The sequence below is a fragment of the Priestia sp. JV24 genome (genome assembly GCF_025910025.1).
Classification (GTDB): Bacteria; Bacillota; Bacilli; order Bacillales; family Bacillaceae_H; genus Priestia; species Priestia megaterium.
This window is the reverse complement of sequence record NZ_JAPCIN010000022.1, coordinates 92566-111198: the sequence shown is the minus strand read 5'-3', so window position 1 is coordinate 111198 and position 18633 is coordinate 92566. Positions and strand designations below refer to the sequence as shown.

The 18633-nt window shown below is 35.2% G+C and carries 26 protein-coding genes and 1 pseudogene; 14 read left to right on the top strand and 13 right to left on the bottom strand.

Going from position 1 to position 18633, the window contains the following annotated elements:
• Positions 1 to 55 precede the first annotated feature (55 nt).
• The 3 genes from OK414_RS19735 to OK414_RS19725 form a co-directional block, all read right to left on the bottom strand.
• Positions 56 to 265, bottom strand: a complete 210-nt coding sequence (locus OK414_RS19735) for an alpha/beta-type small acid-soluble spore protein (protein WP_034649774.1) — start codon at positions 263 to 265, stop codon at positions 56 to 58.
• A gap of 342 nt (positions 266 to 607) precedes the next feature.
• Complete coding sequence (locus OK414_RS19730) at positions 608 to 814, bottom strand: hypothetical protein (RefSeq protein ID WP_016766362.1); 207 nt, start codon at positions 812 to 814, stop codon at positions 608 to 610.
• Positions 815 to 856: 42 nt separating this feature from the next.
• Positions 857 to 1021 carry a hypothetical protein gene (locus OK414_RS19725; protein ID WP_016766361.1) on the bottom strand — a complete coding sequence of 55 codons (165 nt, stop codon included), beginning with the start codon at positions 1019 to 1021 and terminating at the stop codon, positions 857 to 859.
• 186 nt (positions 1022 to 1207) lie between these two features.
• Between OK414_RS19725 and OK414_RS19720 the strand changes: the two genes are divergently transcribed.
• The 8 genes from OK414_RS19720 (at position 1208) to OK414_RS19685 (ending at position 5018) form a co-directional block, all read left to right on the top strand.
• Positions 1208 to 1414 (top strand): hypothetical protein, encoded by a 207-nt coding sequence (locus OK414_RS19720; protein ID WP_016766360.1) that lies wholly within the window; start codon positions 1208 to 1210, stop codon positions 1412 to 1414.
• A gap of 132 nt (positions 1415 to 1546) precedes the next feature.
• Positions 1547 to 1729: a hypothetical protein gene (locus OK414_RS19715; protein WP_025749972.1), complete on the top strand. Its 183-nt coding sequence runs from the start codon at positions 1547 to 1549 to the stop codon at positions 1727 to 1729.
• 220 nt (positions 1730 to 1949) lie between these two features.
• Complete coding sequence (locus tag OK414_RS19710; RefSeq protein WP_016766358.1) at positions 1950 to 2693, top strand: HAD family hydrolase; 744 nt, start codon at positions 1950 to 1952, stop codon at positions 2691 to 2693.
• Between the two features lie 130 nt (positions 2694 to 2823).
• Positions 2824 to 3012, top strand: coding sequence for a hypothetical protein (locus OK414_RS19705; protein WP_013084436.1), 189 nt, complete (start codon positions 2824 to 2826; stop codon positions 3010 to 3012).
• Positions 3013 to 3198: 186 nt separating this feature from the next.
• Positions 3199 to 3537, top strand: coding sequence for a CotD family spore coat protein (locus OK414_RS19700; protein ID WP_053215337.1), 339 nt, complete (start codon positions 3199 to 3201; stop codon positions 3535 to 3537).
• 201 nt (positions 3538 to 3738) lie between these two features.
• Complete coding sequence (locus OK414_RS19695) at positions 3739 to 3846, top strand: YjcZ family sporulation protein (protein ID WP_016766356.1); 108 nt, start codon at positions 3739 to 3741, stop codon at positions 3844 to 3846.
• Positions 3847 to 4133: 287 nt separating this feature from the next.
• Positions 4134 to 4286 carry a YjcZ family sporulation protein gene (locus OK414_RS19690; RefSeq protein WP_013058439.1) on the top strand — a complete coding sequence of 51 codons (153 nt, stop codon included), beginning with the start codon at positions 4134 to 4136 and terminating at the stop codon, positions 4284 to 4286.
• A gap of 261 nt (positions 4287 to 4547) precedes the next feature.
• Entirely contained in the window at positions 4548 to 5018 is a 471-nt protein-coding gene (locus OK414_RS19685) for a DinB family protein (protein ID WP_013084435.1), read from the top strand.
• A gap of 369 nt (positions 5019 to 5387) precedes the next feature.
• Here the strand turns inward: OK414_RS19685 and OK414_RS19680 are convergent, their stop codons facing one another.
• Complete coding sequence (locus OK414_RS19680; protein ID WP_095378562.1) at positions 5388 to 6578, bottom strand: DHH family phosphoesterase; 1191 nt, start codon at positions 6576 to 6578, stop codon at positions 5388 to 5390.
• Positions 6579 to 6904: 326 nt separating this feature from the next.
• On the opposite strand from OK414_RS19680, the gene OK414_RS19675 reads away from it, so the two are divergent.
• Positions 6905 to 8620, top strand: coding sequence for an NAD-dependent malic enzyme (locus tag OK414_RS19675; protein ID WP_034649780.1), 1716 nt, complete (start codon positions 6905 to 6907; stop codon positions 8618 to 8620).
• 240 nt (positions 8621 to 8860) lie between these two features.
• Here the strand turns inward: OK414_RS19675 and OK414_RS19670 are convergent, their stop codons facing one another.
• Together OK414_RS19670 and OK414_RS19665 are read right to left on the bottom strand one after the other, a co-directional pair.
• Positions 8861 to 8995: a hypothetical protein gene (locus OK414_RS19670; protein WP_258357258.1), complete on the bottom strand. Its 135-nt coding sequence runs from the start codon at positions 8993 to 8995 to the stop codon at positions 8861 to 8863.
• 187 nt (positions 8996 to 9182) lie between these two features.
• Positions 9183 to 9593: a YndM family protein gene (locus OK414_RS19665; protein WP_013084432.1), complete on the bottom strand. Its 411-nt coding sequence runs from the start codon at positions 9591 to 9593 to the stop codon at positions 9183 to 9185.
• 236 nt (positions 9594 to 9829) lie between these two features.
• Here OK414_RS19665 and OK414_RS19660 point away from each other — a divergent pair, with 236 nt between their 5' ends.
• Positions 9830 to 10243, top strand: coding sequence for a general stress protein (locus OK414_RS19660; protein ID WP_013084431.1), 414 nt, complete (start codon positions 9830 to 9832; stop codon positions 10241 to 10243).
• Between the two features lie 88 nt (positions 10244 to 10331).
• Here OK414_RS19660 and OK414_RS19655 read toward each other — a convergent pair whose 3' ends face one another.
• The 4 genes and pseudogenes from OK414_RS19655 to OK414_RS19640 form a co-directional block, all read right to left on the bottom strand.
• Positions 10332 to 10613 carry a YrhK family protein gene (locus tag OK414_RS19655; RefSeq protein WP_013084430.1) on the bottom strand — a complete coding sequence of 94 codons (282 nt, stop codon included), beginning with the start codon at positions 10611 to 10613 and terminating at the stop codon, positions 10332 to 10334.
• 235 nt (positions 10614 to 10848) lie between these two features.
• The gene (locus OK414_RS19650; RefSeq protein ID WP_095378561.1) at positions 10849 to 12018 is read right to left on the bottom strand and encodes an MFS transporter; all 1170 of its coding nucleotides are present in this window, start codon (positions 12016 to 12018) and stop codon (positions 10849 to 10851) included.
• 81 nt (positions 12019 to 12099) lie between these two features.
• A pseudogene (locus OK414_RS19645) lies at positions 12100 to 12392 on the bottom strand (cyclophilin-like fold protein).
• Between the two features lie 50 nt (positions 12393 to 12442).
• Entirely contained in the window at positions 12443 to 12613 is a 171-nt protein-coding gene (locus OK414_RS19640; protein WP_234943460.1) for a hypothetical protein, read from the bottom strand.
• Between the two features lie 178 nt (positions 12614 to 12791).
• Between OK414_RS19640 and OK414_RS19635 the strand changes: the two genes are divergently transcribed.
• Positions 12792 to 13694, top strand: coding sequence for a LysR family transcriptional regulator (locus OK414_RS19635; RefSeq protein ID WP_205661793.1), 903 nt, complete (start codon positions 12792 to 12794; stop codon positions 13692 to 13694).
• A gap of 154 nt (positions 13695 to 13848) precedes the next feature.
• On the opposite strand, the gene OK414_RS19630 is transcribed toward OK414_RS19635, so the two are convergent.
• Positions 13849 to 14100 (bottom strand): hypothetical protein, encoded by a 252-nt coding sequence (locus OK414_RS19630; protein ID WP_141235302.1) that lies wholly within the window; start codon positions 14098 to 14100, stop codon positions 13849 to 13851.
• Here OK414_RS19630 and OK414_RS19625 point away from each other — a divergent pair.
• Complete coding sequence (locus OK414_RS19625) at positions 14084 to 14431, top strand: aldo/keto reductase (protein WP_205661792.1); 348 nt, start codon at positions 14084 to 14086, stop codon at positions 14429 to 14431. The genes OK414_RS19630 and OK414_RS19625 overlap by 17 nt on opposite strands.
• Positions 14432 to 14960: 529 nt before the next feature.
• Here the strand turns inward: OK414_RS19625 and OK414_RS19620 are convergent.
• Together OK414_RS19620 and OK414_RS19615 are read right to left on the bottom strand one after the other, a co-directional pair.
• Positions 14961 to 15494: a hypothetical protein gene (locus tag OK414_RS19620; protein ID WP_095378553.1), complete on the bottom strand. Its 534-nt coding sequence runs from the start codon at positions 15492 to 15494 to the stop codon at positions 14961 to 14963.
• Between the two features lie 113 nt (positions 15495 to 15607).
• The gene (locus OK414_RS19615; protein WP_234943459.1) at positions 15608 to 16372 is read right to left on the bottom strand and encodes a hypothetical protein; all 765 of its coding nucleotides are present in this window, start codon (positions 16370 to 16372) and stop codon (positions 15608 to 15610) included.
• A gap of 510 nt (positions 16373 to 16882) precedes the next feature.
• Here OK414_RS19615 and mreC point away from each other — a divergent pair.
• Both mreC and OK414_RS19605 read left to right on the top strand, forming a co-directional pair.
• On the top strand, positions 16883 to 17674 hold the full coding sequence (gene mreC / locus OK414_RS19610) for a rod shape-determining protein MreC (RefSeq protein ID WP_170943765.1): 792 nt from the start codon (positions 16883 to 16885) through the stop codon (positions 17672 to 17674).
• 187 nt (positions 17675 to 17861) lie between these two features.
• Positions 17862 to 18557: a response regulator transcription factor gene (locus OK414_RS19605; protein ID WP_095378548.1), complete on the top strand. Its 696-nt coding sequence runs from the start codon at positions 17862 to 17864 to the stop codon at positions 18555 to 18557.
• The last annotated feature ends 76 nt before the right edge of the window (positions 18558 to 18633 follow it).

Below are 18633 nucleotides of genomic sequence, written 5' to 3'. Positions count from 1 at the left end.
CAAAAAGGAAGAATGGAGCCCCATTCTTCCTTCAGCCATCAATTATAAAGTTGTCTTAGAAACGTCCGCCGCCAAGTTGTTGCTCAGCCATTTGTACAAGACGTTTTGTGATTTCGCCACCTACTGATCCGTTTGCACGTGCAGTTGTATCAGCACCAAGGTTTACACCAAATTCGCTAGCGATTTCATATTTCATTTGATCGATTGCTTGTTCAGCACCGTTTACTAATAATTCGTTACGGCTACCACTGTTGTTGTTTGCCATGTTGTGTCACCTCCTTGTTTTTCTTAAGTTTCCTATTGTGGAAGAGATGTATTCGTGGTAAATAATGGATGTATATTTTCTTGTTAGGATGACATACTAATTTTTAGAAACAACCGACACTGTAAAAAGTGGGATTAGATGTTTCATTTCCTTGTGACTAAAAACTAAAAGCTTGCCATGTGTAGGAGAGAGAATGACAACTCGTTTGTCATTCTTTTTTCATGTCCATGGGTATATTATTTGAAGGACAAAAGACTAACTCTATAAAGAGTTAGTCTTTTGCTTGATGAAAACGATCAATATTCAAAAAGCTGCCTCAAAGGATTGCTTTTTATATCTATTTTAAGAGTTAGGTTTATTGATTCTATCCATTGCTTCTTGAACTGCATTTACAACAAAAGGATCTTTTTCCTTCAAATCATTCACGCTGATTTCACCTGATTGTAAACCTCTGCAGATTTCATGGATATCTTCTTCAATTGTAATCGGCAGCTTATTTTCTGTAAGCATGTTACTTAATTCATTTGCTAACATTTTTTGTTGATCCATGGGATGCCCTCCTCGTCATGTAAAAGTATAAAATGATCAAGCTTATTTCTTTTCTTTTCCTTCTTGCTGATTCTGTACTTTTTCAATTCCAGTGTTTGATTCAAATCCAACTCGATAAGTTCCAGATTTTTGTTGTTTTACTGAATCTGGCATTTGATACTGCTTTAAATCATCCTGAAACTGTCTTGTGCTTGGATTTCCTTCCACTTATATTCCTCCTCAGTAAAGTAAGTTTTGACGATTTAGTTTCCCCAGTTCGTAAAACAATTAAGCATGTTGTACATGGCTCTTTGCAACAAGTATCTAATTAATTCTCGGGAAATAAAAATATAACTTAACCTTCCACTTATTTTATCTTCAAATTTTCAAACAATAGGGCTAGGAGGTGTTTTTATGCCAAAGAAAGACTTTAAAGGCGTTGATAATTCAGGAATTGCAGAAAGAGTTGATTATAACAACTATAAAAATAAAGATAGCAATAATGACCCTACGCTTAACCGTATTGTCGAAGAAGATGGGCGTGCTCTTGATCCGAGGGAAACCTTAGAAAATTTCTTCACTGACCTTGAAGGCGAAGATCCACAAGAAATTACAACTTAATAAAAAAAGTAGAAAACGGCGGTCTTTTTAAGCGAAAAGACCTATGAAACGCAGATATTTTCATTAAAGAACCTGCTGTAAACGAGTTAACATGATTTAAAAAAATGAGGACTATTAATAGAGGTGAAGTTAATGTCGCACACAGAAACTGAACGAACAACGTATATGTATGATCCTTTCACTATACAAGGTCTTGAAATGAATATACCTAAAGAAGGCGAAGGCAGCCAACCGCTAATAAATCGTTCAGGACTGAGTACCTCTACGTTCAAAACGAACATGAATAGAAAGCATTTTGAACGTTATATTTATTAGCAGGAATATCCTGCAGCTTTTTACCTTATAAAAAGATCCTTCTATTTTATACGCTAGAAGGGTCTTTCCACTAAATATTTTCATTTCAGTATAGTAATCAATTGCTTGTGCCTAACGTATTGGGAAATTCACCTTCGTGTTAGGTGTGGATAGGTAATAAAAATGGTTAGTGTTTTTTCATATATTGTCTGTACATCCATTGTAGAAAGGATTTAACGAAATGCAGAAGCAAACCCTACTTTTTAATTTAGACGATACGCTTGTTCACTGTAATAAATATTTTAGAGACACCATAAATGCTTTTGTGGCTCAATTGCAGGAATGGTTTGAGAATCTGACTAAGGAAGAAATAAAACAAAAGCAGTTAGAGATAGATTTAAAAAGTATCGAAAAGCATGGCCTTCACTCTTCCCGATTTCCAGAATCATTAGTAGCTACTTATTTATTTTTTAGTGAACAAAATCATCAAGATATCCATGAAGATAGAGTCCAAAGAGTCAAAAAAATTGGTCAAAGTGTATTTGAAGTACCGATAGAGCCTTTGCCAAATATGTATGAAGTATTAGATAAGCTTAAAGAACAAGGACATGATCTCTACTTACACACAGGTGGAGACGAGGAAAATCAAGGTAGAAAAATTGTTCAGCTAGAGCTAGCTAAATACTTTGAAAAAAGGGTATTTATTTCTGAACAAAAAGATACAGCTGCATTAAAAGAAATACTAAACCAAATTAAGTACGATCCAAAAAAGACTTGGATGATTGGCAATTCATTAAAAACCGATATAAGACCGGCAGTAGAAGCTGGAATACATGCGATTCACGTACCTTCTGAACTGGAGTGGAGCTACAACCAAGTTAAAATTGATGTTGCGCCAAAAGGTAAATTGATAACCGTTAATTCGTTGCTGGAAGTTCCAGAAATCATTCAAAAGCATGCTCAAGAAACGGTTGTGTCCACCTAATATTAGGTCATATGTAAACACAATATATAGAAACAGCTAACCGTTGATTAAACCTTACCCAACGGTAGCCAGATAAAGTTCTTATGTTTTTTCTAATCAACTCACATACTATACAGAGGAGGTGACTGATATGGCAGATCACTCTAAAGAATCAGAAAAAATGATATGTGAAGATCATAATTCTCCAGTTGATGAAAGAAGCTACGATTTATACGAAGCGACGCGTAATTCACTTTTACGTAATGAATTAGACGATAAAAACAAAACCATTTTAAATAATATTGATAACGGAGCGATGGATGTTAATCTTGAGGAATAATGGGCATTAAAAAACCTTTTATTTCTTAGTCTCATAGCTATGTTACTAAGGATACACATTTCTTTTTCTCTTAGTAGAAAAGACCCTAAATAATTAGGGTCTTCTTTAGGTATTTGTCCAAACATTCTATGGTTGTTTCACATACAGTAAGAGGAGTCTACTAACAGAAAGGAGAAGATTTTTAATATGAGAAACAACTATCCTTATCAGCACTCTAATTATGGTGGTTATCAAGGGGCTATGTATCCTCAGCAAGGTAACTGCGGTTATCCTCCAGCTAAACCATGTGGCCAATTACCTCCTCAAACTATGCCTGCTCAGTATGACCCAGTTAAACAAAATACATCTTTTACTGGTCAAGATGTGTTTGTGCCAGTGGTGCATCCTAGTCATACCACAAATGTTTATCAAAAAAATTATAAATATATGCACTCATTCCCGCATACAGAATCCGTTGTATGTCAGGAAACGCATCAACATTTTTGTGCTCCAAGCTGCCCTCCTAGACCTCGTCCTTGGTGCTGATAGCCAAAAAAGCCCCTTCATTTTAACAATGAAGGGTTTTTACTATGTGAAATTTATAATGTTATCTAGCAATCGTTAAACAAAGTAGCCTATTTTTGACCAAAATCCAATCGATATGAGCTATGTCTACATATAATACCTTAACCCATGTATATTTAAAGTCTTTTCCTTTAGTTAAATACCACGAAAAGAGGTGTTTGTATGTCTAGTTATGGTGGAGCTGGTTCTGGTTTTGCTTTATTAGTTGTCCTGTTTATTCTTCTTGTCATTATTGGATGCAGCTGTTACGGCCGCGGATTTGGCTATTAATAAGAATAAAAAAGTCTTTCTCTAATGTGAGAAAGACTTTTTTATTCTAGGTTGTGCGGGGCAGCTTTTATACGCAATAGAACTGATTGGGCGGAATACAAACAATCTATTGCAGAGGGAGTAAAACTCATATATGGGATCTGAGGATGCTTCATTGTATGTAAAAGAAACTAAAAGGTTATTATTTTTTTATTTATAGTGATATAAAACGTAGTCTATCCACTTCGTGGAGCAAATTTCGTTTTTCATCATATGCTAAATGTATGAACGAGAAGGAGGTGAAGTTTATGTTCTTTGGCGGTTATGGCGGAGGTTGTGGCTATGGTTATGGCGGCGGCTGCGGTTACGGCGGTGGCAGTGGTTTTGCTTTAATTATCGTGCTGTTTATCTTATTAATCATTATTGGCTGTGCTTGTTGGGGAGGATTTGGCGGTTGCTAATTATTAGCCTGCCTTTCTCTCTAACTTAAAAAAGTTAGCTTTATGCTAGCTTTTTTTATTTGTTAAATAGGGACATGTATAGTGATTAGTACTAATACCTGCTGTTTTAACCAATGGTATACAGCTTGTTATTAAGCGTTTAAGGATGAAAGTTATTATACTCAGCATAAGAACCATGAATATTTGAAATAAGTTTAGTTGAAAATTCACCTCTTTGTTTTGGGGAAATGATGTAAAATGATGATAAGAGGAGGTATGGAAATGAATGGAACAGATGCGATAGTATTAAATATAAAAGAGATTAGAAGAAGAAGTATAAAGGTTTGGCAAGCAATTCCTGATGATAAACTCGATTGGAAGCCGGATAAAGAAGCTATGACATGCATAGAAATGGTTCGTCATGTCTTGGAGTCAGAATACTATTATCATCTAGCTATCGAAAATTTGGGCAGCTTAAAGGAATTTGATTCTCCTTTTGAAAAAAGACCCTTACAATCTATAAAGGATGAATTGGAGTTTGCAGCATCCTACCATCAACAATTTTTAGACATGATTACTACTTTTTCTGAAGAAGATTTAACTAATATTAAAATAGACCGTTCAGATGTTGGTTATATTCGTTCTTTAGGGGATATGTTGATGCGGATAGGCTATCATGAATCCGTACACGCTGGACAACTCTTACAGTATTTGAGAATCATGGAGGTTGATCGACCTAGGATATGGGATTAAACCAATTAGATAATATGTATATCATAGATAAAACTAGTTACCATAATGTCCCTATTTTCTAAGAAACATTTTTGGGCATTTATAGAAAGCTCAGTGTTTGCAATCTGTGAATTTGACCAAACATCACTGCAATATCTTTCCGAATAGACGAGCCAATTAATTAGCTATAAGCAACTATACCAGCGGCTATCTCCATGAAGATAGCCGCTGCGACTTCTGGATCTTGAAAACATGCTCCGCATGGAATATTATCCAAACCTGATCCTGAACGTTCAAGCGGAGCTGGGGGAAAGGAAAGCTACTTCATTTTCGTTTAATAGCTTTTCTGGGTCTTTCATTCATTAGATGAATCAAAATATGTTTCGGTGCTTATTCTCCGTGCTTTAGTTTTTTTATATACCTTATTAAATACTTTACAAAGATATCATCTCTTACTAACCAGGCGGCATAATTCCTTTTTAAAAAGATTTCTGCTTCCTTAAAGCTTTTAAATGTATGAATCGATAGCCCTTTGCTATTTTCAATTATCCATTCATCTTCATTCTGAAGAGAAACAAGGAACATATCATCATTTTGAGTTTCGTAGAGAGAACCAGATGAAGATTCTTTCAAATTATATCGGTTTCTTCTTGCATCCTCTCGTACAGAATCTAGATGAAATGTATCTGTTACAAACTGGTTATAAGCTTCATTAGTTAACGAACATCCAGCAGCTTTTGCGTGACCTCCGCCTCCATAGTGACCAGCAACTTCTGATACATCCACATGATCATGAATGGTCCGAAGACTAATTCGTTTTCCTCCCATATTTAACATGGCAATGTAATCAAGGTGAGGATATTCTTTTCCTAATTCGTTTCCAAGTTCTGAATGATACGATTCAGCGTACACGATCCCTGCCAAATAGTCATCTATAGAGGTTTGCACCAATTCTCGTCTTTTCCGACGAATATAACGTTCTACTTTATCTTCTTCCATATCTAATATCTTCTGTTCAAACTCGTCAAAAAAGAAGTGGTCACTGTTTTGAAGTCTGTTAACCATTTTTTCTTCAAACTCGTCAATAGATATTAAAAAGAAGAGAGCATTTAGCCTGTGTGCTTCTTGGTTGTTGTTCTTTTCCCATTCCCAAGTATCATACTGCCTTACTAGTTCTACAAATTCATCAACCGCATTGGAAGTCTGGATAAGTTCATTTTCTATAAGGTATTCATAAAACAAGGACGTTCCCGAGGCTAAGCTCCCTTCGTTGTCTTCTACGACAACGTGTCCCCATTCATATTCGTTGAAATGAAGAGCTGTTTTATGATGATCAAGCAGCTGGACTTTTCCTCCTGTTTGATAAAACTCTTCAAGTCTTTTTTCATTCTCTTCGTTTACTGATAAATCCGTGATAAATAAATGTGTATTTCTTTCTTCATTTTCTAAAAACCATTCTACTTCACGGTTAAGCGATGCAATAGAGTTATAACGAATTTTTATTCTATCTCCAAAAGCTAACTTTGCTAAAACTCCGCATCCAACTCCATCTAAATCCGTATGTGATAACAGTTTATACATATCTTTCACCTCGAAATTATTATGATACGAGAGAAAGGTTTTTAACCGCTGAAGCTTTAGTTTGCTGAAGAGGACTATGGTAAAACTAATTTTTCTTTAGGTAACTATGTTAACGTCCAAAAAGCATAACATATAAAGCTTCTTTCCACTTGACCTATCTGAATACAAACTAGAGTGCTGCCTTAATTATATGTTTAGGGAAGAGCATCTTCGTTTAAAGGTATTGTATGTAACAAGAAAACATCTTGGTTACCCATAATGAGATCTATGATATAAGAAAAACATTGGTTTTTTACATTCTTTTAAGAACAGAAAGGGGATAACATATGAGATCTTCTGCTGAAGCACAAAAGAGTTTCGTTCAAACACCATTAAAAGGGAAAAATATTTTATCGAGACCTTATCTAAACAAAGGATCTGCATTTACAAAAAGAGAAAGAGAAGAACTCAAGTTAGATGGATTATTACCGCCCACCGTACTGACATTAGAAGAACAAGTACAGCGTGCTTATCAACAGTTTAAGAATGCATCAAATGATTTGCAAAAAAATAATTTATTAAACGATTTGCATAATCGAAATGTGGTATTGTTTTATCGATTATTAAAAGATCATTTAAGTGAAATGCTACCGATTATTTACACACCAACCGTTGGAGAAGCTATTCAAGAATATAGCCATCAATATCACCGTCCTGATGGTCTATATTTGTCTATTGACGAAGCGGACAAAATGGACAAAGCGATAGAAAATGTAGAATTAAGCTCAGAAGATATTGATTTAATCGTAGTTACAGACTCTGAGAGCATTCTTGGAATAGGAGACTGGGGAGTAGGCGGAATTAACATTGCAGTGGGTAAGTTAGCGGTATATACAGCAGCTGCCGGTATTGATCCGAGCCGTGTTCTTCCCATTGTGTTAGACGTAGGAACCAATAATAAAGAATTACTTAAAGATCCGCTTTATTTAGGTAATCGCCATGAGCGTGTAACAGGCGAAGCTTACAATCAATTTATTGATCAATTTGTAAATAAAATAATAAATAAGTTCCCAAAAGCATTGTTACATTGGGAGGACTTAGGGAATAAAAATGCCAGACGCATTATAGAAGAGTATGGAGATCATCTTTTAACATTTAATGATGATATTCAAGGTACGGGTGTGATTACATTAGGGGCTGTATTGACTGCTTTAAAAATTACAAAGACCTCCCTAAAAGATCATCGTATTGTTGTCTTTGGACCAGGTTCTGCCGGTATTGGAAACGCTGATCGAATCCACAGTGCGATGGTTCTTGAAGGTCTTTCAGAAGAGGAAGCATATGATAGGTTTTGGGCCTATGATTATAGAGGGCTGTTAACGGAGGAGATAAATGATTTAGCTTCATTCCAGCAGCCTTATGCCCGTAAAGTAGAAGAAATAAAAAATTGGAAAAAAGATAATGACAATAAAATACCTTTGTTAGAAGTAATCAAACAAGTAAAGCCTACTATTCTAATTGGAACATCGGGAGTAACAGGGGCATTTAAGGAAGAAATGATTAGAGAAATGGCTCGCCATGTAGAAAGACCTGTGATTATGCCTTTATCTAACCCTACTAAGTTAGCTGAAGCTATCCCGAAAGATATTATACATTGGACAGATGGCAAAGCATTAATTGCAACAGGAAGTCCCTTTGATTCAGTGGAGTATAGAGGAACAACATATGAAATTGGCCAAGCTAATAATGCATTTGTATTTCCCGGTCTTGGTCTGGGCGCAATTGCTGTAAAAGCTGAAAAATTTACAGAGACGATGTTCGCTGAAGCTGCAAATGCAGTCGCCCATATGGCCGAAACTCAAACCAAAGGTGATACGTTACTTCCTCATATTAAAGATCTTCAAAACGTATCCAAAACAGTGGCTATAGCTGTTGCAAAAGCTGCTATTAAAGATGGTGTATCGAAATTTCAAGAACAGGATGTAGAAAGGTTAATAGAAAAAGCTATGTGGAAACCAGAATACAAGACTATCCGACCAATAAGTAAGGCAAAAGCGAATTGATCTCTTAGTGAATTTTTTCAAGGTTATTCCTTTCTCGAGTTGATGTAAACATATACATCCAACGTTAAGAAGAGCCCATCTCTTTCAACTGAAAGGGAGTGGGCTTTTTCTTAATATAATATATGAATTCTCTACCATAAATACATCTCTCAGAATTAAAAAAAGAAGGTTGAGACATAACTAAATCACTTCAATCTAAAGACGAACAACTCGGATGAATGCTTTGGTATGAATTACTTATTACAGCGCTGTTAATTTCCGTGCAAGGCTTCGCTTTTCGCGGGCGGCCGGTGAGCCTCCTCGTTGCTTGCGCTCCTGCGGGGTCTCATCTGTTCCGCTTTTCCCGCAGGAGTCTTCGCCTTGCCCTTCAATCAACAGCTAGAAGCAAATATATATATGAAATCTACGTTCAACATACCCATAAAAAAATCCGAACGAAGTTGATTCTCTATCAAGAATCTCAATTCATCGTTCGGATCTTCCTTTGACTACAATACTTTTATTCCAGTCTTTCTTTTTACTAATTTGTCTATTTTTGATATTTGCTCTTCTTGTTAATAAGTTATTTATTATATGTCGCATCGGTATGTTTATCGTTATCGGTGTTAAGAACATGTTTATCTAGATACTTATGGAAGAACCATTCACTAACGGCTATAACAATAGCTGATACTACAGAAGCCTGAATAACGGTTATGGTATTTCCAAAAAAGGATGCCCCCATTATCCAGATGACTAAAAAAGATAAAATAAGATCAGAAATTGTAGCGACAATGTTTCTTTTTTTATAGTCTGAATCATCAGCAGCATTGCGATATACTAACAAATCGCCAAGGGCATAAGCGACAACTGTGAGGACTAAACCGATTAGTATAGTGTCACTAAAATTGTAATTATAAATGCCTGTAAATACTATGCCTAAGACTACAGCGCTCATTACAAACTTTATAATAAGAGCCTTTACATGTTTCATCTTTTTTCATCTCCCTTTTATTATCTTTTAATGAATATATACCCAGTATTAGGGGAGGTAATCTTTTTTAGATAAACGTTTTGCCTTAAGCAAGCTAGCATTTATTTAATCGAATTCCTTAAAAAGGGAAAATCATTTGATTCACTCCTTTAACTACGGCTCCATTGTTAAGAAGGGTAGAATAGCGGGTACATAAAAAATGAGGAGAAAAGATCTTAATGAAGGAGGAAGGTTTTATGAGTAAAAGTATTATAGGTGTATATGAGTCGCCGGAAGAAACATTAACTAGAATTGAGAAATTAAGAATGATAGGGTATGAGGATAATGAAATTACAGTTCTAACTAATCAAGAGACCGCAGCGGGCAACCTAGCTTATAGAACGAATGTAAACGTGGATAAGCTATCTGCTGCTGACCAAGATAAGGTCACTCAGGAAGATATGACTGGAGGGGCCCAGCCGGATTCTTTTTTAGATAAATTAAAGAAATTTTTTGTGGTCCAAAATTACTCAAATGAAGAAGACCGTGCAACAAATTTAGGTATTCCCACAGAGGAGCTAACCTCTCATAAAAAAGATTTGGATGATGGAAAGTTTGTAATTGCTGTGACTTCTCATAAATTGAATGAAAAAGGGTTAGACCTAGGGTGATATATTTGATTTAAAAGAGGGTGTACGCTAACGCGTACACCCTCTTTTGATATATAGAATTCACAAGAAAAATTGTTTGCAAAGAAGATTATTTATTGCGATAACCTTCCTTTAAATATTTTCGTAAGTGAAAATCGTGTACTAATTTAATCGTTGGACGAATGAGCAATTGCACGCTTCCAAGAATAAATAACCAAATCCCTATATTTTTTAAGGAATCATAGAAGAATAAAATACTGCCAATTAGGAACCAGATGCCTATCAAGAAGTCATTAATCGTATTTATAACTTTATAACTCTTTTTAAAGAACAATTCGTATTTACCTATTTCAATCTCCCCGTAGTCTTCTTTTCTTCCCATTTCTGACATTGTAACTCCCTCTTTTTCTTGAATTTCCTTTTTTTTATTCCCTTAGCAAGTCATAAAAAAACGTCTTTTGTAACAGGTATATGATGGTAAGGAAACAAGCGTAACTTTAGTGTATTTTTCCATCTCAAATCTCCATTTTTATCTATTAATGGTGTAAGCATTGATTAGAATAGATTTCTGCTCTTCATAGATGCAATAAAAGAAAACACAGGAATCCCTAAAAAGAATTGATGCCTTATTTAGAAAGCTGTTTTATAGGACGATTCATGTAGCTTCTTGGTAAAATAAATACTACGCTCAATACTAATGACAAGATCCCCACTAGTACGACGTATTCTGTACCCAGCCCTGATATAAATAGTCCACCTACAGCTGTACCAATCGTTGTTCCTAAGTTAACGGATGATAAAAATAGTCCGTTTGCGAAATCAGGAGCTTTTGGAGCTGCTGATGAAATCCAATATTGATTAATATTCGTTCCTATCCCAGCGAATATTCCCCAAACTAAAGTCATAATAGCCATAGGCCAAGTGAACTGTCCGGTGAAGAATAAAATGATGTAAACCACTCCCAATGCAAAAGGAAAAACTACTACCGTTTTGATGGCATTTTTCGTAAGCAGCTTCCCTGCGATAATGTTTCCAATAATATTGGCCACACCGAATAGAATTAATATAAAGCTAATTAGTTTTCCAGAGATGTTCGTAACGGTTTTAAGATACTCAGCAAGATAGCTGTATACTCCAAATACTGCTGAATTCAGTAAAAGGACGGCCATAATGGAAAGCCAAGTAACGGGGTTTTTTAATACGCTGAGCTGCGCTCCGTAGGAAAGTCTTTCTTTAACAGGCATAGAAGGGAAGAATGCCCATGTAGCAATAAATACTATAGCGTTAATAACAGCGAAAAATGCCATTGATAGTTGAAACGAAACTGTGCTTGCAAGAAAGCTTGCGATTGGTACACCAAGTACCATACCTGCAGATACGCCAATAAAGACTTTGGAAACAGCTTTTGGAGCGTCTTCCTCGCTGACGGAGTTCGCAGCCATTGTAAAAGCTGCTGAAAAATAAATTGGATGAAAGATAGCTGGAATCACACGCGCAATTATGGCAACAGCAAAGTTAGTGGTGAATATAGAGATAATGTTACCTAAAACGAAAATACCAAGTACAAGCAACATCGCTTTCTTGCGATTGAATCCTGAAAATAATAACGGCATAGTTGGACCGGATATTGATACAGTAAGAGCAAAAAGACTTACCAGCCACCCGGCCTTCGATACACTGATATGAAAGTGATCCGCAATGTAGGGCAATATCCCTATAACCCCCATTTCGGTATTTATAATCCCGAAAGCTCCTAAGGTTAAGACAAATATAAGTAGCTTATGTTGTTTAGACATACAATCAATTTCCTTCTTTCTAAAAAGTGTTCTGTTCTAGCTGCTTCAAAGCGGGCTGTTTAAAGACCAATTGTCATGTTTTTACTTAGTCACTTTTTCAATGGTAACTGTAAAATCACCATGAATATTTTCAACGTTTTCTTTTCCTGATTCAATCTGACCTAGTATGATAAGGTCATTTGTGGCATCCTCAAAACCTTTATAAAAAATAGCTACATTTCCCCAAGGAGCGTAATAAGCAAAGTCGCCTTTTTTGATGGATCTCCAGCTTGTACATCATCTGCTGATAATCTCTTTTGTAAAATACTAATTTTTTCTTTACCTATATAATCTTCAAAAGTTATGGTTAAAGGCAGTTGAGCTAAAAAAGCCATACTTCCTGAGTTATCGTACATCCTAATCAAGACTTCTTTATCGTTAAACGTTAATTTGATTCTTGTAGCTGAAATAGAATCTTTTTTGGTTGTTCTGGTGCTTGGTTTGAAGGATTACTTGCATTATGATCTCTGTCCGCTGCAGATGAATTATTGTTGCTGCAAGCAGAGAGGCAAAGGCTTGTTACTAAGATAGAAGACAGACATAAAAATTTTTTCATTTTAAGCTCCTTTCAATTTTGAATAATTAAAAATGGTGCTTTCGTGATATGAACTTCGTTGCTATTTATTCTAATGGCTCCTTTTAAATATAGAAAATACTTATATCTTATATCATGATATGCTTGATAAGCATTTCTGGGATGTATATACTAAAGCTTGTGAAAGGAGAAGCGGTATATGGAAGTTCGAGTTTTGCGCTATTTTCTTACGGTTGCAAGAGAAGGAAACATCACGAGAGCTGCTGATTTTTTGCATGTGACACAGCCAACTTTGTCGAGACAATTAAAAGATCTTGAACAAGAGTTAGGTAAAAAACTATTTATTCGCAGCAGTCACAGTATCATTCTGACAGATGAAGGAATGCTTCTGCGAAACAGGGCAGAGGAAATCGTTAATATGATGGATAAATTAGAGGCGGAATTTAGTTCGATGGAAGAAACAATAGGTGGTGATGTCTATATAGGCGGCGGGGAAACTGAAGCTATGAAACACATTGCACGAGTAGCAAAAGATGTACAGGTACGTTATCCCAATATACGATATCACCTTTACAGCGGAAACGAAGAAGATATAACAGAACGGCTAGACAAGGGTCTGCTTGATTTCGGTATTTTAATTCAGCCGGCCGATATTTCAAAATACAATTATCTTAATATGCCTGCCAAAGATGTTTGGGGCGTCGTTATGAAAAAAGACAGCTCTCTTGCCGTCAAAGAAAGCATTCAAGCTGCGGATTTAGTAAACGTTCCACTGATTTGTTCACGACAGGCCATGAAACAGACGTTTTCAAAAAATGAATTTGCGGATTGGTTTGGCGAAGATTTTCATAAATTAAACATCGTCACTACATACAATCTTGCATATAATGCGGGCATTATGGTTGAAGAAGGCGTTGGATATGCCATAACACTTGATAAAATAGTCAATACATCTACTACTAGCAACCTTTGTTTCAGGCCGTTACAGCCAAGACTTGAATCAGGTTTAAATATTGTGTGGAAAAAGCATCATGTTCTTTCAGCTGCGGCGGCTGCGTTTTTAAAAGAACTGCAGGAGGAATTTTCACACATTCGAAACTAACAGGGCATCGGTCTAGCTCAAACAAGTGGAGTAAAACAGCTGTAATTGCCCGGGACATGTTAAATAGAGTGAAAGTTGAAAAACGAGGATAGTAAAAGGGCGTATCTATGCGGTATGATAGATACGCCTTTTTGCTGCTGATATAGAGGTGATGTTAAGATCCTTGGAATGGTTTATTATATAGCAGCTCCCATTCGCCAGGATTCGTATCATCTGGAGATAAACCGTTCATAATGTCAAGATAGTGATTTACTTTCTCTTCCATATATTTTACAGTTTTTTTCGCTTCCTCTAACTGAGCTTGAGCGATCTCTTTTTGCTTTAAAATGATCTCATAGCGCTCACGGATGGTACTTCCACCTTCTAAACACAAATTTACATAGGTTTTAATGTCTTCTACTGTCATTCCACATTGTTTTAAAAATTTTACACCTGTAAGATTTGCAGAAGGCCAGAATAATATCTTTCAAAATGAATTACTTTCCGGTATTGGGGCGAAATACGGAAAAACAGTCGCACAAGTTATTTTGCGCTGGCATATTCAACGCGGTGTTGTGACCATTCCAAAATCTGTTCGCAAAGAACGTATTGCGGAAAACTTTGACGTCTGGGATTTCACTTTAAGTGAGGAAGACATAGCCGCAATTACTGCTATGGACAGCGGGAAAAGTGAAATCATTGGCCATTTTACCGCGGATACGGCTAAAGCCTTGAATGGATGGAAGATTCATCGATAACTAATAATGAGAAATTTGCATAGCTGCATATCTAATACGGGTAGCTATTGAAAATAAAAGAGACGAAGCGAAAAAGAGCGGGATTGAACGAGTAAGCGATGATTATAGACCGGTTAACTTTCATAGATCTTAATGGAATATAGATGTATAAAAGCGTGGACTGTCACGAGTTCATGCTTTTATAGTGAGAGCTTAAAACGTAGATTTCATTTTTAAAAGAAGAAATTTTTAAAAGATAAGTGTGACGAACATTTCATCAATTTTTCACTATTAGATGCTAGTATATATATCAGTAATGCAATACAACATTTTCTATAAAACTCCCCTATTTAGGCTGACCTTTTAAGGTGAGCTTTTTTTGTGTCTGCAATCTCCATAGAATATTGTACATACAGGAAATAAAACAAACGACTAACATTCATATTAGTCGTTTGTTTTAGGAGAGGAGCCTACTTGTTTGGGTTTAATATATAGTATATCTTTCTGCTATTCATTTATTCATATAGAGCAACAGTCATTAAGAAATATGCTACTTTTGTTGACTAGAGTAGACAAAATCACTAATAACTTTGATGAACAATCCAATGGGGTAGACGGTTATAAATGCCTTCCATGTATTCCAATGATTCAAATCATACAAATGGAAAAAAGTAAATATAGGAACTCCAATAAAAGCAATAAAAGCGGAAGCAATAAGAGAAGCGATCCAATAGAACTTCCATTTGCTAAAGAATTGGTATACTAATGTAAGAATAATCGGGATAACTGCAAAATCAACGGAATTAAACCGATGGGTAAAGATTAAGAATTGGTGAGGGTAGCTCCACTTCCCAAAGAACTTCCCGAATTCATCCACAGTACCGACTAAAACAAAGCTAATGAAAAATACTAAGAGAATAAATACCATTCGCTGTCGGTCAATGAGCAGATAAAAAACGAATAGAAAGAGCGCACTTAGAATTACAATTAGCCACCATTGAATACTAAATAAATCGTGATGAAGCCAGTAATCGTATTGTTTATCATTGACATGCTGGCTAAGAATTTCTAATTGATTAACCATAAACACCACCTCGCTACGAGTATGTGCGAAAAAGAGGGAATTCATGCAATCAGTCACTTCATTAGATTATTTCTTTTTATGAATTTTATAATGTATTAAATAAAAAAGAAAACCTACAGCGCTTGTTCTGAGCTTACGTTATTTTGTTTAAATGTCGTATAAATCATAAAGGCAATAAGAATAGAAGCTAGGACTAGAGAAGAGCCTGTCGTACCCAAGTCTAAACCACCTTTTTCATGTGGCTTTGTCAAAAGATCTCCAAATGTTGCTCCGAAAGGGCGAGTCAAAACGAATGCTATCCAAAATAAAAATACACGAGAAATCTTTGTATAGTAGGTACATATAACGATGAATGCTAGTAAGCTGCCGATTAAAATAGCTCCACCTATATATCCAAGGCCAGACGTATCAGACAAAAAATCTCCTAAAGCTGTACCTAATGTGTTTGAGAAAAGGATGGCAATCCAATAAAGTACTTCAGCCTTGCGGCTTCTAATATAATTGATATTTAATGAACGCTCGCTAAAATACCAATATGCAAATATCGACAACAATATAGTGATTAATATCATCGAGCCTTTTGCGTAACCTAATGCCAGTGTACGATCCATAAAATCAGACATAGTTGTGCCAGCTACGCTAGTTGACAGAATAACAGTCCAATAAAGGGCCGGAATATACCTCTTAGAGCTTAGTTGAGCTCCAAGTGTAATTAAAAATATGCTAAAAAAGATCAGCGTACTAACTGCATATCCAACTCCTAATGTTTGTGCTAATAAGTCACCTGCGGTTTCACCCAGTGTCGTAGCAGAAATCTTCATAATCCAAAAAACAAGTGTAATTTGTGCAATTTTATTCATTGGCGAAGATGCTTGCATTTTTAATTTTTCTCTCCTTCTTGTGCTAACTGTTTATTCTCTTAAATAAACGGCACACTTGCCTAACGTTTTTCTTAAAGAAATTCTTTAAAAGCTTCATCGCTGCAATTCAAACTGTACAGTCTTTTTCTAAAATCAAAATGAAAAATAAATAAGAATTTAATGAGATTTTTATAAAAAACTTTTTATTAATGTTTTAATTAAATGTTTTATCAACTCTGTTGCACCATGATGTTTTTATAAAAATAAAATATTTATTTTTTATCGAATTCTCATTTTAATTTCATTTAAATTTCATTACACAGTATTAAATTTAAATTATGTGAGCCAAGTTTTTTAAACATAACGTTATGCCTTCAGCTTTTGAAACTAGAAAATAAGTACAATTCATTAAAAGAAGGAGAACGTTGAACAGTTGTTAAGAGGTCAAAGATGATGATACTTAAGAAATTTTTAAGAAACAGCTAGTAATATTATAAATAGCATGACTATTGGTAGGAAGGTGCCATTTTGATACGTTTTCAAAGAAAGAAGAAAAGACATACATATATTTTGATAGGAGGGATTCTTACTGTAGGAGGACTTATTTTTGTTGGAACCTTGTACAAAGGTAGCTTACCTTCTTTAGACAAGCTTTCTTGGAGTGTACCTCAACAAGTGAGTCAATTATTTTCCACTTACAAAGAAAACTCTATCTTAAAGAATAAGCTAGCCACTGAAAACCAGGAGGAAGCAAATGCTTATAAGTGGGAATATGAAAATAAAGTATTAAAAGAAATTTTAAAAGCAGAAGATAAGGTGAAAGCCTATAACCCTTTAACAGCTACTGTAATTGGCCGCTCAACGAATAATTGGAACAATGAAATAACAATTGACAAGGGAAAGAAGCAGGGGATGAAAGTAGACATGAATGTGCTTGGAACAAATGGAGTTATTGGGAAGGTATCGAAAGTTTTTTCGTCAACCTCTATTGTAGAACTAATTAGCTCAAACCTTAGGACAAATCGTATGGCGGTAATGTTAAAGGATAGGAAAAGCGTGAATGGAACATTAGAAGGCTACGATGATAAAAAAGGTAATTTAATTATTAGAAACATCCCTAGTGAGGCTGAGGTTAATGTAGGAGATAAAGTTCAAACCTCTCCTATCAGCTCGATCTTTCAAGGGGAATTAGCCTTAGGAAAAGTCATCAAAGTAAAGCCTGATGAATATGGACTAACGCAATTGGCCGTTGTGAAACCCTCATCCAACTTTAATGATATTAGTGAAGTAATTGTTATTAAAGCACGGAACAATGGGTAGGGAATTTGATATCATACCTTAATAGAAATAGAAGTCTTTTACCTTATATTTTTATGTTCAGCACTTAAAATTTCTTATTGTCCACTGAGATGTTGGTTTGTGATAGCTATACACTTCTCTTTATTATTGGAAAGAGCGATCGATATGGAAAGCAAAAATATAGAGATTGAAAAAAGGGGTTAGTTAGATGAAAGAAAGTATTTTAATTGTGGAAGATGAAGTAGAAATAGGAAATATATTAAAAATGGAACTTGAACATGAAGGTTACCAAGTGAAAATTAAAAACAATGGAAGAGATGGTCTCGAAATGGCCTTATCAAATATGTTTGATTTAATTTTACTTGACATTATGCTACCGGAAATGAGTGGTATAGAGGTCTTGCGTAAAGTAAGAAAGAGAGAAAATTACGTGCCTATTATTCTTTTGACAGCTCGCAATTCAACTCTAGACAAAATACTGGGGTTAGATCAGGGCGCAAATGATTATATAACTAAACCATTTAAAACTGAAGAATTGCTGGCTCGAATACGTTCTTTACTACGTTATAAGCACCTTGTTATTAGGAATAAGGTAGAAAAAGACTCGTTATTATTAATTAAAGATATGGTTATAAATACTGAATCAAGAGAAGTAACTAGAGCTGGGCAAAAAATCAGCTTAACCCCTAAAGAGTATGATTTATTAATTTACTTAGTCATCCATAAAAATAAGACGGTTACTCGTGAAGGAATCTTACTAAATGTATGGGGATATGAATACGAAGGAGATACAAATATACTTGATGTTTATATAAGTTATTTGAGAAAGAAAATTGAAGAAGGATTTAGTCCCTCACTTATTGAGACTGTTCGAGGTATAGGATACAGTATTAAAGAAAGTTAAAGGAACAAGGAAAGCAACTTTATATGATTCATTAAAGAAGATTAAGAAATAAATTCATTTATTCTTAATCTCTTTT

What these genes read in the sequence shown, in the direction of transcription:
- OK414_RS19735 (WP_034649774.1), bottom strand. Translation starts at nt 265, where the DNA reads ATGGCAAACAACAACAGTGGTAGCCGTAACGAATTATTAGTAAACGGT.
- OK414_RS19730 (WP_016766362.1), bottom strand. Translation starts at nt 814, where the DNA reads ATGGATCAACAAAAAATGTTAGCAAATGAATTAAGTAACATGCTTACA.
- OK414_RS19720 (WP_016766360.1), top strand. Translation starts at nt 1,208, where the DNA reads ATGCCAAAGAAAGACTTTAAAGGCGTTGATAATTCAGGAATTGCAGAA.
- OK414_RS19715 (WP_025749972.1), top strand. Translation starts at nt 1,547, where the DNA reads ATGTCGCACACAGAAACTGAACGAACAACGTATATGTATGATCCTTTC.
- OK414_RS19710 (WP_016766358.1), top strand. Translation starts at nt 1,950, where the DNA reads ATGCAGAAGCAAACCCTACTTTTTAATTTAGACGATACGCTTGTTCAC.
- OK414_RS19705 (WP_013084436.1), top strand. Translation starts at nt 2,824, where the DNA reads ATGGCAGATCACTCTAAAGAATCAGAAAAAATGATATGTGAAGATCAT.
- OK414_RS19700 (WP_053215337.1), top strand. Translation starts at nt 3,199, where the DNA reads ATGAGAAACAACTATCCTTATCAGCACTCTAATTATGGTGGTTATCAA.
- OK414_RS19695 (WP_016766356.1), top strand. Translation starts at nt 3,739, where the DNA reads ATGTCTAGTTATGGTGGAGCTGGTTCTGGTTTTGCTTTATTAGTTGTC.
- OK414_RS19690 (WP_013058439.1), top strand. Translation starts at nt 4,134, where the DNA reads ATGTTCTTTGGCGGTTATGGCGGAGGTTGTGGCTATGGTTATGGCGGC.
- OK414_RS19685 (WP_013084435.1), top strand. Translation starts at nt 4,548, where the DNA reads ATGAATGGAACAGATGCGATAGTATTAAATATAAAAGAGATTAGAAGA.
- OK414_RS19680 (WP_095378562.1), bottom strand. Translation starts at nt 6,578, where the DNA reads ATGTATAAACTGTTATCACATACGGATTTAGATGGAGTTGGATGCGGA.
- OK414_RS19675 (WP_034649780.1), top strand. Translation starts at nt 6,905, where the DNA reads ATGAGATCTTCTGCTGAAGCACAAAAGAGTTTCGTTCAAACACCATTA.
- OK414_RS19665 (WP_013084432.1), bottom strand. Translation starts at nt 9,593, where the DNA reads ATGAAACATGTAAAGGCTCTTATTATAAAGTTTGTAATGAGCGCTGTA.
- OK414_RS19660 (WP_013084431.1), top strand. Translation starts at nt 9,830, where the DNA reads ATGAGTAAAAGTATTATAGGTGTATATGAGTCGCCGGAAGAAACATTA.
- OK414_RS19655 (WP_013084430.1), bottom strand. Translation starts at nt 10,613, where the DNA reads ATGTCAGAAATGGGAAGAAAAGAAGACTACGGGGAGATTGAAATAGGT.
- OK414_RS19650 (WP_095378561.1), bottom strand. Translation starts at nt 12,018, where the DNA reads ATGTCTAAACAACATAAGCTACTTATATTTGTCTTAACCTTAGGAGCT.
- OK414_RS19640 (WP_234943460.1), bottom strand. Translation starts at nt 12,613, where the DNA reads ATGAAAAAATTTTTATGTCTGTCTTCTATCTTAGTAACAAGCCTTTGC.
- OK414_RS19635 (WP_205661793.1), top strand. Translation starts at nt 12,792, where the DNA reads ATGGAAGTTCGAGTTTTGCGCTATTTTCTTACGGTTGCAAGAGAAGGA.
- OK414_RS19625 (WP_205661792.1), top strand. Translation starts at nt 14,084, where the DNA reads ATGTCTTCTACTGTCATTCCACATTGTTTTAAAAATTTTACACCTGTA.
- OK414_RS19630 (WP_141235302.1), bottom strand. Translation starts at nt 14,100, where the DNA reads ATGACAGTAGAAGACATTAAAACCTATGTAAATTTGTGTTTAGAAGGT.
- OK414_RS19620 (WP_095378553.1), bottom strand. Translation starts at nt 15,494, where the DNA reads ATGGTTAATCAATTAGAAATTCTTAGCCAGCATGTCAATGATAAACAA.
- OK414_RS19615 (WP_234943459.1), bottom strand. Translation starts at nt 16,372, where the DNA reads ATGCAAGCATCTTCGCCAATGAATAAAATTGCACAAATTACACTTGTT.
- OK414_RS19605 (WP_095378548.1), top strand. Translation starts at nt 17,862, where the DNA reads ATGAAAGAAAGTATTTTAATTGTGGAAGATGAAGTAGAAATAGGAAAT.